We start from the raw sequence: 15,825 nt of genomic DNA on the forward strand, positions 1-15,825 counted from the left end.
TGGCATGGCAACGCACGTCCTTGTGCGTCGTCCCTGCGGGACCGTGCTGCGCACGTCCAAGCGCCGGTTCCCGACGCGCTTGTCGCCAGGTGATGGTGTTTTGATAGCGATGCTAGAGCAGAGCGCAAAGCCGGTCGCGCTCTGCGCGGCCCTGGCCACCGCCAGGCTTCAAAAGTGGCGCTGGCTCTTTGCTCTCGCCTCTTGCATTGCTATGAAAGCCGTCCCCTCTCGGGACTCCTACCTTGCTGGCAGCAGCGTGCCAATGCATCTCGGCGCAGTTGGCTGGGGTGTCTTGTTTGTGGCTGAACCCGTAAACTGCTGCTGCATTTGTCTTCGCGGTTTTACCTATTGATGCCGCTGTCGTTCCTTGGCGAAAGGTTGCCCATGTCAGAAAAACAGCTCACCTTTGCAGCGCGTCACCACCAACTGACCAACATCAATGTCTGGGCGGCCGACAGCCAGTGGCTGGCTTTTGATGTGCGTCCTTCCGGCGCCTCTTTTACTGGCCTGAGCATAGAGCGAGTCAACGTGGAGACTGGCGCGGTAGAAGTGTTGTATCAGGCAACAGATGGCGCTCATGTGGGGGTGGTGACGGTCAGTCCCGACTTGCCGCCACGTTATGTGTTTATCCATGGCCCTGAGCATCCCGACCCCCATTGGCATTACGACTTTCACCATCGCCGCGGCGTGATTGTGCAGCAGGGCGGCGTCATCAACCTCGATGCGTGTGACATTACCGCTCCTTATACCCCCGGTGCCTTGCGTGGCGGCTCCCATGTCCATGTGTTTAGCCCGGACGGTTCGCGGCTGAGCTTTACCTATAACGACCATGTGATGCATGAAAGGGACCCGCGCGATGATCTACGTAACGTCGGGGTGGCGGTGCCCTTGCAGCCGGTGTGCCCGCCCAAACACCACCCCCGTGAATATGACGGCAGTTATTACTGCGTGCTGGTGAGCCAAACCCGGCGCGACCCGCTCCCTGGTAGTGACCAAATCGACCGGGCTTATGAAGAGTGCTGGATTGGTGACGAGGGCTACCTTAAAGCCGATGGCAGCCGGCAACGCTGGGCCATTGCCTTTATTGGCGATACCCGTTCTGCCAGGGGTGAGAAAGTACCGGAAGTGTTTGTGGTGGATTTGCCTGACGCCCTGGCAGATTACGCTAAAGCAGGTGCGGCTCCCCTTGAGGGCACTGCAAGCACGCTGCCTGCCCCGCCGGCTGGGGTTATGCAGCGCCGTGTTACCCATACTCAGGGGCTAGCCTTACAACCTCGCCATTGGCTGCGGGCCGCCCCAGATGGCAGCGCCATTGCTTTTTTGCTGGCTGACGCCGAAGGCATAGTGCAGCTTTGGGCCGTTTCGCCCAATGGCGGGGCGCCCAGGCAAATCACTACCCTTGGTAGCTCCATTCAATCGACTTTTAGCTGGCACCCTCAAGGCGGTGCTATCGCTTTTGTCTGCGATAACCGCGTGGTGCGCTGTGAACTGGCCAGTGGCCAATGCACGCCGTTGACGCAGCCTTGCGAGCAGCCACCTTGCGCTGAGGCGGTGGTGTGGTCACCTGATGGAGCGCGCATTGCTTACATGCGTGAGGTGGCAGGCTGGCGCCAGCTCTTTTGCGTGAGTGCAGCGCTGCCCCATTAATGGGTGGGTGCTTAGCAGGCAGCCGTTAAAACGCCCACTCCTTCATCACCATATGGGTTTTTACCCGTTGCATCTTCGGGTATTGCTCGATGGCGGCGCGGATCTCAATAAGGCGCTCCATGCTATCCGCTTCGATATAGACCAGCATGTCGGTCTCGCCGCTGATGCCGCTGCAGCGTTTTATCTCGGGAAAGGCGCGCATTTGCTCGGCAAACTCCTCGCAGCGGCTCTCGCCGTAGAAGAGTTCCAAAAAGGCTTTGACCGGTTTTTGAGGTGAGGCTACTTGAGCGTGGTAACCGGTGATAACGCCGCTGGTTTCCAGTTGGCGGATACGGTCACTGACGGCGCTGCGTGACAGGTTGACTTCCCGGGCGATGGCGGTAACCGATAGCCGGGCGTTTTTACGCAGCAGCGCCAGGATGCGTTGGTCGAATTTATCCACTGTTGTCCTTTGCCTGAGCTGCAAACCGGGGCGGCATTGTGCCGGTGGATCCCGGCAATATGGCGGCCATTACCGGCGTTTAGGCAGGCCACTTCCGTTAACGAGCCCACTACTATAGCAGCAGGATTTTCCTCTTTGCTGATGTATCTGTCATGAGTCGATTGAACAAGGATCTGAGCCTGCTGCAGGGCGTGGGGTTGCTGACCACCTCACTGCTGGGCACCGGTATTTTCATTATTCCGGCGGTTGCCGCCACCACCGCCGGCGCGGCATCCCTGTGGGCCTGGCTGATTTTGATTGTGCTGGTGCTACCCATCGCCTTTACCTTTGCTCAACTGGGCAAGCGCTTTCCCCATGCCGGCGGGGCGCCTCATTTGATTGGCCGGGCCTTTGGCCCGCGCCTGGAGCAGGGCACGGCCTTTTTGTTTTTGTCGGTGATGCCGGTGGGGCTGCCGGCGGCGCTCAATATCGCTACCGGCTTTTGGCATGCGCTGTTTGCGCTGAGCAGCGGTGCCATCCTGGTTATCCAACTGGCCACCCTGGGGCTGATGTGGCTGCTCGGGCAGCGCCCGGCCAAGGCCTCTGGCACGGTGCAAACTGCCATTGCGGTGGTGATCGTCGCCACAGTTGCGTCGCTGTGGTGGTTTGGGGATCTGCCGCTTGCCAGCATGCCGCTGCTGCCGACCCAGGGGGTAGCCTGGGGCAGTATTCCGGCGGCCCTGGCGGTGATGTTCTGGTGCTTTGTGGGCATCGAGGCCTTTGCCCATGTGGGGGAGGAGTTTAAGTCGCCTGACCGGGACTTCCCCCTTGCGCTGCTGATAGGCACCTTGCTGGCCGGTTTGGTGTATTGGGCCTGCTCGGTGGCGGTGCTCAGCTTTGGCGCCTTTGGCAGCCCCCAGGCCAACGGCGCCTCCATGCCGCAGATGATTGCTGGGCTGTGGGGTGACAATGCCAAGTGGCTGGCCGCATTGATTGGTTACCTGGCCTGCTTTGCCTCCATCAACATCTATGTGCAGGGCTTTGCCCGCTTGCTGTGGAGCCTGGCCGACGAAGGCAAACTGCCTGCCGCTTTGGCCGGGCGAAACCGCCATGGCGTGCCGGGGCGGGCCTTGACGCTGGTGGTGCTGATTTGCGCGGCCTGCGCGGTGCTGGCCTGGTGGCAGGGGCTCTCCATCAGCGCTCTTATCCGCTATGCCAACGGCAATTTTGTACTGGTGTATCTGCTGAGCATGGCCGCTGGCTGGAAGTTGCTGCACGGCCCCTGGCGCTGGCTGGCCGGTATCAGCACCCTGTTGTGCCTGCTGACGCTTTCAGTGTTGGGCCAGGACATGGGGTATGGCCTGGGGATGTTGGCGCTGTTTCTGGTGTTAAGCCGGTTGCTGGCCCGCCAGCAAAGGCCGCGCCCTGCCAAAAGCCTGTAAAAAAGGCCCCAGCGGGGCCTTTATCAAGCGGCGTTTTGGTTTTCTTTTTCCTGTGGCGGCAGCAGGGCGATGATGACCTCGTCCACCTCGGGCTTTTGGTCGCCGTTGATGATGGGGCTTAAAAAGCCCTTTTTATCAATGATATAGAGTGGCAGCGCCTCTTTTTGCCGCTCCTTGTAGGCCTCCCAGTCGAAGGCCTCCTTGAGTTTGGTGCTTTTCACCTGCCAGCCCTGCATCAACAGACTATTGAGCTTGGCAAAGGTGCAGTCTTCCGAGAACAAGATCTGCCGTGCCCTGAAGGTGGCGCTCTCCTGGTTGGCAAAGCCTTTACCTTGGGAAGATCTTATGGAAAAGACCTTTTTGTCGCCGAATAGGTAGGCAAAATGGGTGATCGCGTTGGCATTCTGGTGGCGGTTTGGCGACAGGGCATAGACCTGGCGGATGGAGGAGAAATCCAGCACCGCTTCGGCTTGTTCCGACTGGGGGTTGCCGTAGTAAACGTCCAGCCCCTCCATACGGGCCAGGCGGTAGTTCTCCCAAACCGGGTCGGCCAACAGCACCTGGATATCCACCTTTTTCAAGGCTTGAGCCACGGCGCGGGCCAGGCTGTTGGCGCCGATGATCAGCACCCCGCGCGGTGCTTCACGCACCACCCCTAGCAGTTTGGCCACCGGGCCGGCGGTGAGGCTTTGCAGCACCACGGTGGCGATGATCACCGCAAAAGACAGGGACACCAGCTTGTCGGCATCGGCAACGCCGGCTTGCTCTAAGCGCAGGGCAAACAGCGAGCTGACCGCCGCCGCCACAATACCGCGCGGTGCTATCCAGGATAAAAACAGCCGGTCACGCCAGTTGAGCTTTTTGGTCCAGGCCGAGGCCAATACGCAGAGTGGCCGGGCCACCAATTGCACCACCAGCAATAGCGCCACCAGCGGCAGGCCGAGATCCACCAAGTTACCGATGTTGACCCTGGCCGCCAGCAGGATGAAAAGGGCGGAGATGAGAATGACCGAGAGATCTTCCTTGAACTCCATGATGTCGTCGATATCCAGGTCGCTCTTGTTGGCTAGGAACATCCCCATCACGGTGACCGTCAACAGGCCAGATTCATGTTGCAGCTGCTCCGACAGGGCATAGGCCAGCAGCACGACGGCCAGCACCCCAATCTTGCGAAGATAAAGCGGCAGCCAGCCTTTTTTGAGGGCGGTGGCGGTAGCCACCCCGGCGCCCAGGCCAAGGGCGCCGCCCAGCAAAATGGTTTTACCTAAGATCCACAAGCTGTGCAGGGCCGCGGCCTGCTGGCTGGTTTGGATGATCACCAGCTCGAACATCAATACCGCGAAAATGGCGCCCAGAGGGTCGATGATGATGCCTTCCCAGCGCAGCACTCGGTCCAGCTCGGCGCGGGGCCTGATGGTACGCAGCAGCGGCGCCACCACAGTGGGGCCGGTTACCACCATCACCGCGCCAAACAGCAAGGATACCTGCAGCGACACCCCCAGCAGCCAATGGCAGGCAAAGGCCAGCACCGCAAAGGTGATCAGCATGCCGATGGTCACTAAGTTGCGCACCACCTTCACCAGGCCACGAATTTCATGAAAGCGCAGGGTCAAAGCCCCTTCAAAAAGGATGATCGCCACCGAAATGGACACCAGCGGGAACAGAGTTTCTCCCAGCAGCAAGTCCGGGCTCAGGGTGTGGGTGCCCGGGCCCAGCAATAGCCCTGCAGCCAACAGAAACAGGATGGCTGGCAGCTTGAGGCGCCAGGCCAGCCATTGGGCAGCCAGGGAGATGGCGGCAATAAGAGAGAGTGCCAGTGCGAGGTCCGTCATGCGTCAGGCTCTTTGGGGGATGGTCGGGGAAATCCTAGCCACAGCGGCTGGCAGGGTAAAGGCAAAATGGCATCAAAGGCGGATGTCAGCTTATTCTGTGGCCGTTATTTGTTAAGGATCACACCATGTTTGAAATGACCCTGATGCCCCGCTTCCAAGAAACCGATGCCCTGGGGCACATCAACAACTCGGTTCCCGCTGTCTGGTTTGAACAGGCTAGGGAGCCGGTATTTCGCTTTTTTACCCCGGATCTGGATGTGAAAAACTGGCATCTCATCATTGCTGGCTACCAGATCCAGTTCAAAGGGGAACTGTTCTACGGCACCGAGGTCACTATTCGTACCCGGGTCAGCTATATCGGCAACAGCTCTTTTCGCCTGCTGCAACAGGCTTACCAGGGCGACAAGCTGTGCGTGGAGGGCGAAACCACCCTGGTGCATTTTGACCACAAGGCCAAGCAATCGGTGGCATTGCCAGACAGCATCAGGTGTAACCTAGAACAGCATATGTGAATATGCTCTTTTCGTTAATGGCAAGCGCCGCTAGGATGCCGGCGCTTTTGATTTAGCGAAACGGAGTTCTACGTGAAAAAAGCAGTTGTATCTTTGGCCATTCTGGCCGCCATTAGCGCCCCTACCTTTGCCGCAGACAGCTTCCAGCATGAAGTCAACGCCGGTTACAGCGACCACACCGACAGTGACAACGCCGATACCTGGGATCTGGGCTACCGCTACTACCTGAACAGCCAAAGCAATGAGCAGTACGCCTACGATCTGATCCCCTTTCTCAATCACGCCTCCTGGGTTGAGGCTGCCTACGCCAACAACGATTACGTTGATGCCTATGGCCTGGGTGGCCGTTTTGTCACCCAAAGCGACTGGGTTATTGAAGCCAACTACAGCCGTATCGACCCCGACCATGCTTCCAGCGACGACGTCTGGGGTTTGGGCATTGGTAAATACCTGGCCAAAGGCACCTTGCTGCGCTTTAACTACGCCAACAGCGACGATGCCGACAGCTATGGCCTGACCCTTGAGCACCTGGTGCCGGTTAGCGGCAGCGAAGGCCTGCTGTTGTCTGCCAGCATCGACAACACCGATCCTGACTACGGCGACGACGTTTGGACTTACGCCGTGGGTGGTGATTACTTCATCAGCCGCCAGTGGTCTGTCGGTGCCGATGTGAACTGGAACGACGGTTCTGAAGATTACGGCTGGGGCCTCAACACCTCTTACTGGTTTAACAGCCAGGCCAACGTCAAGGTCACTTATGCCGACCAGGAAGACGTAAAAGGTTATGCCTGGGGTATTCAAGGAACCCTGCGTTTTTAATTGGTTCTTTTTAAGACAAGGGCGTCCGTTGGGCGCCTTTTTTGTTTTTCTTTCATTAAATATTGTTAACGCGATGGTGATTTATGACCGCTGCTTAAACTGAAATGCGGTCACAGCTGAGAGATTATTAAGATGGGATTATGTTGGCGTCGCTGCTTTATCATTTATCAGGAGTATGAAGCATGAAATACGTACTTTTCCCACTGACTCTTTCTGCTGCTATTTTAGCTGCTCCCAGCTTTGCTGATACTTATCAAACCGAAGTTTCTGCCGGTTATGCCGACCATACCGACAGTCACGACGCCGATGTCACCAGTCTGGGCGCCAAGGTTTATCTCAACCCTGTCAGCACCGATAACGGCCCGTACGAGCTGAACGGCTTTTTGAGCCACTCCAGCTACCTGCAAGCCGGTATGGGTTTTAATCACAACCTGGACACCTACAGCATCGGCGGCCGCCTGGTCACTTCCGGCGACCTGGTACTGGGTGCCCACTACGAAAACTTCGATTTCGACCACTTCAAAGATGCCGACAGCTACGGTATCGAGGCCGGTGGCTACCTGAACGACGGTACCCTGCTGACCGGTTACTACAACCGCCTGGACTGGTCTCCCTTTGATGCCGACACCTGGGGTGCCCGCATCAAGAGCTACAACCCGCTGGTGGGTGACACCGGCCTGCTGCTCAAAGCCGACATCAACAACACCAATGTTGACCGGGCTGCTGACGTCTTCTCCGCTTCTGTCGGTGCCGACTACTTCTACAGCAAGCAGTGGTCCACCGGCCTGGCTGTTGATTACATCAACACCAAAGACGATGCCGTTGCCTACCTGATTAACGGTACCAACGACACCACCTACTACGCCAACACCAGCTACTGGTTTAACCCCCGTGCCAACGTGTCCGTGGGCGTGAACAAAACCAGCGGCGAAGACGGCATGGGCTGGGCTGTTAAGGCCGCCTACCGCTTCTAAGTGGTCCGCGTTTCGTAAAAAAAGCCGCCGTCAGGCGGCTTTTTTTATAGCCGATAACCCAGGTCCAGCTGCCAGGCGGCGCCGTCGCCTTCTTCCATGCTCATGGTAAGGCCCACGCTGGCCTGGGGCGCAAACCAGTAGCGACTGCTCACTTCGTAGCGGGTTTTCTGCACCCCCTTTATCAGGCGCACCATTTGCTGGTTGTCGCTGTGCACATAGGTTAGCCCCGCGCCCACCGACCAGTTCTTGGCTAAAAACAGCTGCGAATGCCCCGCGACCACAAAAGCGTCCAGCCCCTGTGAGCCGTTGATGCGGCTGATGTCGGCTTGGGTCCAAAGCCCGCTTTCGCTGCTGCCAAGATAGCGGGAAAGGGTGGCGCCAAAGGTGTCGGCATTGACCGGGCCACCTTCCAGGCGATGGTAATAAAAGGTGGCCAGGGTGGCGTCGTCCAGGTAGCGGCCGGCTTCCAGGTAATAGCTGTGGGAACGGCTGTCGCCTTGGGGATTGTCGTCGCTGGCACCGGCGCCCATCAGCCAGTCGTCGCTGTTGATGGTGCGGGCGCTGATGTTATAACGGTCGAGCTGGTCGCTCTGGCTGCCGCTGAGTTTGAAGTAACCGCTGTGGCTCAAAAAAGCGTTAACCCCATAAGGGCCATTGTCGGTACTGACCGGGCTCAGGTAACGGGTCAGGGCCAGTTGCCAGCTGTTGTCGTCTGATTGGCCGTTATATTCACTGCGGCCAATATTCAGCTCGGTACTGTAATTGTCGGCCAGCGCGGGAAGGGAAATAAGGCTAAATAGCAGGGCGTTAACAATGCGTGATTTTTGCATTTGATTTTTCCGGCAGGGAAACAGACTTTCAAAGCCGGAAAAGTAGCATAGCCTGTCCATTAATTAGCCAGGGTAAAAGGGAAAAAATAAGAAAGCGGGTTGCGTAATTGATAAATGGTGTTTCTATTTGTGTCGGTGTTGATTTTAAAAAGGCGATTTAAAAAACGGAGCCGAGGCTCCGTTTTTTAATCAAGCGGGTTGGTTTAATTTAAAATCCAGCACCACTTCCTGGTTATGTAGATCCTCGGGCTTACCGTCTCGCATCTGTGGCTGGTAACGCCATTTGCGCAGGGCATCGATGGCGGCGCGGTTGAAGATGCGTTTGGGGCTGGCGTCAATCACTTGAATATCGTCCACCAGGCCGGCGGTGTTGATGGTAAAGCGCAGCTTCACCCAGCCTTCCTTGCCGTCCCGGGCAGCATCAGCGGGGTAGCGGGGGTCCATTCGCACCAGCGGGGTGGCCACGCCGTCATTGCCGGCGGTAAAGGGAGGCTGCTCCATTTTTAGCGTCATCGGGCCCACGGTGGGGTTGATGGCGCTGGGCTGGCCTTTCATTACAGCGGTTACCGCTGTCGGTGCGGTGGGCGCCAGGCTTTCAACGCCGGGCATGGTCATGGCGGTACGGGGCTGGGGTTTGGTCTCTTCCGGTTGTTTGGGCGGCTTGGGAGGCGGCACGGCGGCGGCCGGTTCAACTCTGGCCAGGGGCGGCGCGGCCGGTGGCGCTTTGGGCTGGTTTATCAGGCGGGTCATGAAGTACAGACAGGCCAAGGTGGCCAGGACCGCCAATACGGTTGCCGACAGATATCTCGTCATAACGCCTCCGGTGCTGTTGAGAATCACTTTCAACTGAGCGCGTTTTTCCATAGCTGTCAAGCAGATAAAACAAAGGGCGCCGCTGGCGCCCTTGGCTTACAACATGGGTTTGAGGAACCTGGCAGTGTGGCTGGTGGGGTGCTGGGCCACGGTTTCCGGGGTGCCGGCGGTGAGAATGCGGCCGCCGCCGCTGCCGCCCTCGGGGCCGAGATCCACTATCCAATCTGCGGTTTTGATCACATCCAGGTTGTGCTCGATCACCACGATGGTGTTGCCGTGGTCGCGCAGGCGATGCAGTACGTCCAGCAGCAGTTGGATGTCGGCAAAGTGCAGGCCGGTGGTGGGCTCGTCCAGGATGTAAAGGGTCTTGCCGGTGTCGCGTTTGGACAGCTCCCTGGCCAGTTTCACCCGCTGCGCCTCACCGCCTGACAAGGTGGTGGCGCTTTGGCCCAGGCGAATATAAGACAGGCCCACATCCATCAGGGTTTGCAGCTTGCGGGCCACCGCCGGGATGGGGTCGAAGAAATCGCGGGCCTCTTCGATGGTCATCTCCAGCACCTGGTTGATGTTCTTGCCTTTGTAGGTCACTTCCAGGGTTTCGCGGTTGTAGCGCTTGCCCTTACAGACATCGCACGGCACGTACACGTCTGGCAGAAAGTGCATCTCTACCTTGATCACCCCGTCGCCCTGGCAGGCCTCGCAGCGGCCCCCTTTGACGTTAAAGCTGAAGCGGCCGGGCTGGTAGCCACGGGCCCGAGACTCTTGGGTGCCGGCAAATAGCTCGCGCACCGGGGTGAAGATACCGGTGTAGGTAGCCGGGTTGGAACGCGGGGTACGGCCGATGGGGCTTTGGTCGATATCCACCACTTTGTCGCACAAGTCCAGGCCGATGATCTCTTTGTAAGGCGCCGGTTCTTCCCCTTCGGCCTTGTTGAGCTGGCGATGGGCCAGGCGGAACAGGGTGTCGTTGACCAGGGTGGACTTGCCGGAGCCGGAGACACCGGTCACGCAGGTAAAGAGGCCAAGGGGGATCTGTAGGTCCACATTGTTGAGGTTGTTGCCGCTGGCGCCCTTAAGCTCGATATGGCCGTTCTCGGCCGAGTGGCGGCTGCTGGGCACGGCGATTTTCTTCTCGCCACTCAAGTACTGGCCGGTCAGGGAAGCAGGGTTGCCTGCCACTTCGGCCGGGGTACCGGCGGCAATCACTTCACCGCCGTGTACGCCGGCGCCAGGGCCGATGTCGATAACGTAATCGGCGGCGCGGATGGCGTCTTCGTCGTGTTCCACCACCAGCACGGTATTACCCAGGTCACGCAGGTGCACCAGGGTGTTGAGCAGCCGCTCGTTGTCGCGCTGGTGCAGACCGATGGAGGGTTCGTCCAGCACGTACATTACCCCCACCAAGCCGGCGCCGATTTGTGAGGCCAGGCGGATACGCTGGGCTTCGCCGCCGGAGAGGGTATCGGCGCTACGGGACAAGCTGAGGTAGTTAAGGCCAACGTTGACCAAAAAGTGCAGGCGGTCGCGGATTTCCTTGAGGATCTTCTCGGCGATTTGCGCGCGCTGGCCTTCGAGGCTCAGGCCTTCAAAAAAGCCCAGGCAATCGCCAATGCTAAATTCTGCCACCGCCGGCAGGTTGTGGTCGGCTACAAACACATGGCGGGCCTCGGTGCGCAGGCGGGTGCCCTTACAACTGGGGCAGGGCTGGTTGGCCAGGTACTTGGCCAGCTCTTCGCGCACGGTGTTGGAGTCAGTCTCCCGGTAGCGCCGCTCCATGTTGGGGATCACCCCTTCAAAGGCGTGCTTGCGGGTAACGATATCGCCGCGGTCGTTAACGTATTTGAACGCCACTTCCTTGTTGCCGGAGCCGTACAGCACCAGATCCTGGGCCTTTTTGGCCAGGGTATCGAAGGGTTGGTCCAGGGCAAAGTCGAACTGCTCGGCCAGGGACTTGAGCATCTGATAGTAATAGAAGTTGCGCTTATCCCAGCCGCGAATGGCGCCGCCAGCCAGGGAGATCTCGCCGTTGACGATGACTTTGTTCTCGTCAAAAAACTGCTGCACCCCCAAGCCGTCGCAGGTGGGGCAGGCGCCGGCTGGGTTGTTGAAGGAAAACAGCCGTGGCTCCAGCTCGGCCATGGAATAGCCGCAGTGGGGGCAGGCGAAGTTGGCAGAGAACACCAAGTCGACGCTGTCGTCGTCCATGCTCACCACTCGGGCGCTGCCGCCAGTGAGGGCGAGGGCGGTTTCAAAGCTCTCGGCCAGGCGCTGCTGGAGGTCGTCACGCACCTTGAAGCGGTCTACCACCACCTCGATGCTGTGCTTCTTTTGCAGCTCCAGGGTTGGCGGGTCGGACAAATCACAGACTTCGCCGTCAATCACGGCGCGGATATACCCCTGGGCGGCCAGGTTACTCAGCAGCTTAACGTGCTCGCCTTTGCGATCTTTTACCACCGGGGCCAGCAGCATCAGCTTGCTGTCCTGGGGCTCGGCCATCACCCGGTCCACCATCTGGCTGACGGTCTGGGCGGCCAGGGCCACGTTGTGGGTAGGGCAGCGCGGCTCACCGACCCGGGCAAACAGCAGGCGCAGATAGTCGTGGATCTCGGTGATGGTGCCGACGGTGGAACGGGGGTTGTGGGACGTAGACTTTTGCTCGATGGAAATGGCCGGCGACAAGCCTTCGATGTGGTCCACATCGGGCTTTTCCATCAAGGACAAAAACTGCCGGGCATAGGCGGATAGGGACTCGACATAACGGCGCTGACCCTCGGCATACAAGGTGTCAAAGGCCAGTGAGGACTTACCCGAGCCCGACAGGCCGGTGATCACGATAAGCTTGTCCCTGGGGATATCCAGGCTGATATTTTTCAGGTTGTGGGTACGTGCGCCGCGAACCGAAATCTTGTCCATAACGTCCTGCTTCAACCATTTCGACAACAAGCGGACAAGTATCGCACAGCCGCCCGATTAGCCCAATGGCTGTGCTATCATGCGGCCTTCTTCTCTTGCGCCAAGTTTTGATTATGTCGAAATCAGGTCTGACGAGCACGGAGCTCCGTGCTGCATTCTCACTGGCCTCGGTCTTTTCCCTGCGCATGCTGGGGCTATTCATGATCCTGCCGGTCTTCGCCCTTTACGGTCAGCATTTAGAAGGCTATTCGCCGCTGTGGGTGGGCATCGCCATCGGTGCCTACGGCCTGACCCAGGCCGTGCTGCAAATCCCCATGGGTATGGCCTCGGACAGGTTCGGCCGCCGTAAGATCATTATTCTGGGTTTGTTGATGTTTTCCGCCGGTTCGGCGGTGGCCGCCTCGGCCCACACCGTATGGGGCGTGGTACTGGGCCGGGCCATGCAGGGGGCTGGCGCCATTGCCTCGGCAGTGCTGGCCCTGGCTGCCGACTTAAGCCGTGACGAGCAGCGCCCCAAGGTGATGGCCATTATCGGGGTGTCTATCGGCACCTCCTTTGCCATTGCCATGGTGGCCGGGCCGATACTGGCCTCCCATTGGGGCTTGTCGGGGCTGTTCTGGCTCACCGCCGTGCTGGCGCTGGTGGGGATTGCGGTGGTGCAACTGGCGGTGCCCAAGGTGGTCAGCCAGGCGCCCAAAGGCGATACCATGCCGGCCCCCAAACGGCTCGGCAAGATGCTCAAAGACCCCCAGCTTATTCGCCTGGATCTGGGCATCTTCCTGCTGCACTTTTTGCTCACCTCCATCTTCGTGGTGATGCCGTCGATGCTGGTGCAGGCCGGCTTGCCGTCTGACCGCCACTGGGAGCTCTATTTCCCCATCGTGGTGATTGCCTTCTTCGGCATGGTGCCGATGATCATCATCGCCGAGAAAAAACACCTGTCGCGGCAGATGGTGCAAGTGGCGCTGGTGATCATGCTCGGTGCCCTGGCTGCGGCCTGGTTCCTCAAGCACTGGCTGTGGGGCCTTATCGCCGCCTTGATGTTGTTTTTCATCGCCTTTAATTTCCTGGAGGCCACGCTGCCGGCACTGATTGCCCGCATTGCCCCGGCCGGGGACAAAGGCAGCGCAATGGGGATCTACTCCTCAAGTCAGTTCCTTGGCGCCTTTTTTGGTGGCAGCCTGGCCGGTGCCATGGCACAGTATGCGGATAAACAAGGCGTGCTGATCATGGCCGCCGCTCTGGTGCTGCTGTGGTTATGGATGAGCCGGGGTATGCGCCATCCCAGCAACCTGAAATCGGTCAGCCTCAGCGCAGATTCCCTGCGTGGTCGCGAGAAGCAGGTGGCCGACGGCCTGTCGGCCCTGCCAGGGGTGCTGGAAGTCAATGTAATGGCAGAAGAGTCTGCCATTTACCTAAAAGTAAACACGCAAGAATTTGAATTAGCCGAGGCCAGAGCACTGCTGGCCAAGGCCGGTTAGTCAGGAGCGAAGATGGCCAGTCGAGGCATTAACAAAGTCATTATTGTCGGCAACCTGGGTGGTGACCCGGAAGTACGTTACATGCCCAACGGCAATGCCGTTGCCAACTTTACCGTGGCAACCAGCGAAAGCTGGAAAGACAAGCAAACCGGTGAGCAAAAAGAGCTGACCGAATGGCACCGCATGGTGATCTACGGCCGCCTGGCCGAGATCGCCGGTGAATACCTGCGCAAAGGTTCCAAGGTCTACATGGAAGGCCGCCTGCAAACCCGCAAGTGGGCCGGCCAGGACGGTCAGGACCGTTACACCACCGAGATTATCGTTAGCGAAATGCAGATGCTCGACAGCCGTGGCAGTGGCCAGGGCGGTCAGGGCGGCGGCTTTGGCGGCGGCGCGCAACAAGGCCAAGGCGGCTTTGCGGGTGGTGCTCAACAGGGCGGTGGTGCTCAAGGTGGCTTTGGTGGTGGAGCGCAAGGCGCTGCCCCCCAAGGCAATCAGGGTGGCTTCCAGCCCCGCCCCGCAGCCCTGCCAGCTAACCAAGGTGGCTTTGGTGGCGGTGCCCAAGGCAGCGCTCCTCAAGGCAACCAAGGTGGTTTTGGCGGCGGCGCTCAGGGCGGCCAGCAAGGCGGCAACCAAGGCAACTTCGCCGGTAACCGCCCCCAGCAGGGCAACTACAACGCACCCAAGCCCCAACAAGGCGGCTACGGCAGCGACGAGCCCTCCATGGATTTTGACGACGATATCCCGTTCTGAGGAACGTCTTATCGTTAAAAAAGCCCGCATCAGCGGGCTTTTTTATGCCTGGAGTTCCCTCTACCGGAGGGAGTATCTTCACCTAGATCGGTATCCAATCTGTATGTATGAAGGGTTTTCAAAGGTACGTTGCCGAGCACACTGAATCTGAGATGTGATCTGTAACCGGTCATTACCTTCATATACGCCATGTTGAAAACAGCTTTTTTACAGGACGGTTTAATATGGCTGTTTTCAACAGCTTCTTATCGATCGCTATGGATTTTCCGGAACGTTTGGTCAAACTGCGTAAAGAACGCAAACAACCACAAAAAGCTTTGGCTGAACAGGTCGATGTATATATCACCCAGATTCAGTGCTACGAAAATGGCAGCACCCAGCCAACACTGGATATTATCCGTAAGCTCGCCACCACTTTAGAGGTAAGAGCGGATGAACTGATTTTTGGTGAAGAAGAGCGGGATGAGCGGCTAAGGCTTCAATTTGAGGCTATTTGCCAATTTGATGAAGAGTACAAGCTGCTGGCTCAGGGAGGGAAGGCTTGATACTAAAGCATCAGGCCAAGCAGTCATTGCAACGAGAGGCTGCGGCTAAGGGGAATAAATAGCGAATAAATAAAAGCCCGCGAATGCGGGCTTAAAATTAATTGACCGAAAAGACAAACGGATGACTATCATCGCAGTTAATTACATTCGATTTAGGGGAATAATATTCTTCCCACCATCCACTTGGCCTGGATACACACCTCATAAATTCATCAATCGACCCAGACTGGATTCTAATTCTCATGTCTTCCGTCCAATCCTCAACAGCAAAGAATACTGAAAAAGATTTGATTTTTTTACTCAAGGACAAGCAGACTGAAGAAAAGAAACTTAATGCCTTTTCTCTGTCGCCGCCTTCAATCAAATTAATACTAATTTCGCTTGCTTCAGCTAACTCATTATTTGGCGCATGAATAACAGCAACCAATGCAAGAGACCAAGCATCAACAAGCCCCTGCAGTCCCGGTCTAACATGCTCTACTGCAGTACTCACACCGAAAGTAACACCGTATCCAAACTCCGCAACTGTATTAGTTAAATGATATTTCAAATCTTCAATATTTGAAATATCAGCACTTTTTATTCCCACACCTAAAGTAAGACTCATAATCAATCTTTCCTAATTCCTAAATAACTGTTCCGAATAGTAGATCACTCAAGGAAGGGAACCCGGGTCCGTTTGTGCGATCAGATCTGTCGCCAAACAAACACCTACCGCCGGACACCGGGTTCTCGCCATGCTACCACTACTCAACGCCACCGAACGACGTGAACTGACCTCGCGTCTCCATCGCACCTTAGACAAGGCCCTCTGCCGCAGGCTCAACGCCATTCTCTTGTTGG

The 15,825-nt window shown here is 57.8% G+C and carries 15 protein-coding genes and 1 pseudogene; 10 read left to right on the forward strand and 6 right to left on the reverse strand.

Annotated elements, in window-relative coordinates; all coding sequences use genetic code 11:
• Together EDC28_RS20225 and EDC28_RS19805 are read left to right on the forward strand one after the other, a co-directional pair.
• A partial coding sequence (locus EDC28_RS20225) for a hypothetical protein (RefSeq protein WP_211355757.1) occupies positions 1–352 on the forward strand: 352 nt, incomplete at its 5' end.
• A gap of 32 nt (positions 353–384) precedes the next feature.
• Positions 385–1,647, forward strand: coding sequence for a YidR family protein (locus tag EDC28_RS19805; RefSeq protein WP_123422729.1), 1,263 nt, complete (start codon positions 385–387; stop codon positions 1,645–1,647).
• 25 nt (positions 1,648–1,672) lie between these two features.
• On the opposite strand, the gene EDC28_RS19810 is transcribed toward EDC28_RS19805, so the two are convergent.
• On the reverse strand, positions 1,673–2,089 hold the full coding sequence (locus EDC28_RS19810; RefSeq protein ID WP_050659007.1) for an Lrp/AsnC family transcriptional regulator: 417 nt from the start codon (positions 2,087–2,089) through the stop codon (positions 1,673–1,675).
• Between the two features lie 152 nt (positions 2,090–2,241).
• Here EDC28_RS19810 and yjeH point away from each other — a divergent pair, with 152 nt between their 5' ends.
• Complete coding sequence (gene yjeH / locus EDC28_RS19815; RefSeq protein WP_050659008.1) at positions 2,242–3,510, forward strand: L-methionine/branched-chain amino acid transporter; 1,269 nt, start codon at positions 2,242–2,244, stop codon at positions 3,508–3,510.
• Between the two features lie 23 nt (positions 3,511–3,533).
• Here the strand turns inward: yjeH and EDC28_RS19820 are convergent, their stop codons facing one another.
• Complete coding sequence (locus tag EDC28_RS19820; RefSeq protein ID WP_050659009.1) at positions 3,534–5,342, reverse strand: cation:proton antiporter; 1,809 nt, start codon at positions 5,340–5,342, stop codon at positions 3,534–3,536.
• A gap of 125 nt (positions 5,343–5,467) precedes the next feature.
• Here EDC28_RS19820 and EDC28_RS19825 point away from each other — a divergent pair, with 125 nt between their 5' ends.
• The 3 genes from EDC28_RS19825 (at position 5,468) to EDC28_RS19835 (ending at position 7,647) form a co-directional block, all read left to right on the forward strand.
• Positions 5,468–5,854 (forward strand): acyl-CoA thioesterase, encoded by a 387-nt coding sequence (locus tag EDC28_RS19825; protein ID WP_123422730.1) that lies wholly within the window; start codon positions 5,468–5,470, stop codon positions 5,852–5,854.
• A 72-nt stretch (positions 5,855–5,926) separates the two neighbouring features.
• On the forward strand, positions 5,927–6,673 hold the full coding sequence (locus tag EDC28_RS19830; protein WP_050659011.1) for a putative porin: 747 nt from the start codon (positions 5,927–5,929) through the stop codon (positions 6,671–6,673).
• Between the two features lie 182 nt (positions 6,674–6,855).
• On the forward strand, positions 6,856–7,647 hold the full coding sequence (locus EDC28_RS19835) for a putative porin (protein WP_050659012.1): 792 nt from the start codon (positions 6,856–6,858) through the stop codon (positions 7,645–7,647).
• 44 nt (positions 7,648–7,691) lie between these two features.
• Here EDC28_RS19835 and EDC28_RS19840 read toward each other — a convergent pair whose 3' ends face one another.
• The 3 genes from EDC28_RS19840 to uvrA form a co-directional block, all read right to left on the reverse strand.
• Positions 7,692–8,477 (reverse strand): putative porin, encoded by a 786-nt coding sequence (locus EDC28_RS19840; protein WP_123422731.1) that lies wholly within the window; start codon positions 8,475–8,477, stop codon positions 7,692–7,694.
• Between the two features lie 189 nt (positions 8,478–8,666).
• Positions 8,667–9,290: an energy transducer TonB gene (locus tag EDC28_RS19845; RefSeq protein WP_244946621.1), complete on the reverse strand. Its 624-nt coding sequence runs from the start codon at positions 9,288–9,290 to the stop codon at positions 8,667–8,669.
• Positions 9,291–9,386: 96 nt separating this feature from the next.
• On the reverse strand, positions 9,387–12,203 hold the full coding sequence (uvrA, locus tag EDC28_RS19850; RefSeq protein WP_123422732.1) for an excinuclease ABC subunit UvrA: 2,817 nt from the start codon (positions 12,201–12,203) through the stop codon (positions 9,387–9,389).
• 113 nt (positions 12,204–12,316) lie between these two features.
• Here uvrA and EDC28_RS19855 point away from each other — a divergent pair, with 113 nt between their 5' ends.
• The 3 genes from EDC28_RS19855 (at position 12,317) to EDC28_RS19865 (ending at position 14,982) form a co-directional block, all read left to right on the forward strand.
• Entirely contained in the window at positions 12,317–13,684 is a 1,368-nt protein-coding gene (locus EDC28_RS19855; protein ID WP_123422733.1) for an MFS transporter, read from the forward strand.
• Between the two features lie 12 nt (positions 13,685–13,696).
• Positions 13,697–14,437: a single-stranded DNA-binding protein gene (ssb, locus tag EDC28_RS19860; protein WP_123422734.1), complete on the forward strand. Its 741-nt coding sequence runs from the start codon at positions 13,697–13,699 to the stop codon at positions 14,435–14,437.
• Between the two features lie 224 nt (positions 14,438–14,661).
• A complete protein-coding gene (locus tag EDC28_RS19865; RefSeq protein ID WP_123422735.1) occupies positions 14,662–14,982 on the forward strand; it encodes a helix-turn-helix domain-containing protein in 321 nt (106 codons plus the stop codon).
• A 97-nt stretch (positions 14,983–15,079) separates the two neighbouring features.
• Here the strand turns inward: EDC28_RS19865 and EDC28_RS20065 are convergent, their stop codons facing one another.
• Complete coding sequence (locus EDC28_RS20065) at positions 15,080–15,589, reverse strand: hypothetical protein (RefSeq protein ID WP_148049884.1); 510 nt, start codon at positions 15,587–15,589, stop codon at positions 15,080–15,082.
• 130 nt (positions 15,590–15,719) lie between these two features.
• Between EDC28_RS20065 and EDC28_RS20375 the strand changes: the two are divergent.
• Positions 15,720–15,825, forward strand: a pseudogene (locus EDC28_RS20375) (IS630 family transposase); the annotation flags it as partial.

The sequence above is a fragment of the Gallaecimonas pentaromativorans genome, from assembly GCF_003751625.1.
GTDB classification, from domain to species: Bacteria; Pseudomonadota; Gammaproteobacteria; order Enterobacterales; family Gallaecimonadaceae; genus Gallaecimonas; species Gallaecimonas pentaromativorans.

Coding starts and splice junctions, on each gene's coding strand:
- ssb (WP_123422734.1), top strand. CDS start 13,697: ATGGCCAGTCGAGGCATTAACAAAGTCATTATTGTCGGCAACCTGGGT.
- EDC28_RS19840 (WP_123422731.1), bottom strand. CDS start 8,477: ATGCAAAAATCACGCATTGTTAACGCCCTGCTATTTAGCCTTATTTCC.
- EDC28_RS19845 (WP_244946621.1), bottom strand. CDS start 9,290: ATGACGAGATATCTGTCGGCAACCGTATTGGCGGTCCTGGCCACCTTG.
- EDC28_RS19805 (WP_123422729.1), top strand. CDS start 385: ATGTCAGAAAAACAGCTCACCTTTGCAGCGCGTCACCACCAACTGACC.
- EDC28_RS19835 (WP_050659012.1), top strand. CDS start 6,856: ATGAAATACGTACTTTTCCCACTGACTCTTTCTGCTGCTATTTTAGCT.
- EDC28_RS19820 (WP_050659009.1), bottom strand. CDS start 5,342: ATGACGGACCTCGCACTGGCACTCTCTCTTATTGCCGCCATCTCCCTG.
- EDC28_RS19825 (WP_123422730.1), top strand. CDS start 5,468: ATGTTTGAAATGACCCTGATGCCCCGCTTCCAAGAAACCGATGCCCTG.
- EDC28_RS19855 (WP_123422733.1), top strand. CDS start 12,317: ATGTCGAAATCAGGTCTGACGAGCACGGAGCTCCGTGCTGCATTCTCA.
- EDC28_RS20065 (WP_148049884.1), bottom strand. CDS start 15,589: ATGAGTCTTACTTTAGGTGTGGGAATAAAAAGTGCTGATATTTCAAAT.
- uvrA (WP_123422732.1), bottom strand. CDS start 12,203: ATGGACAAGATTTCGGTTCGCGGCGCACGTACCCACAACCTGAAAAAT.
- yjeH (WP_050659008.1), top strand. CDS start 2,242: ATGAGTCGATTGAACAAGGATCTGAGCCTGCTGCAGGGCGTGGGGTTG.
- EDC28_RS19865 (WP_123422735.1), top strand. CDS start 14,662: ATGGCTGTTTTCAACAGCTTCTTATCGATCGCTATGGATTTTCCGGAA.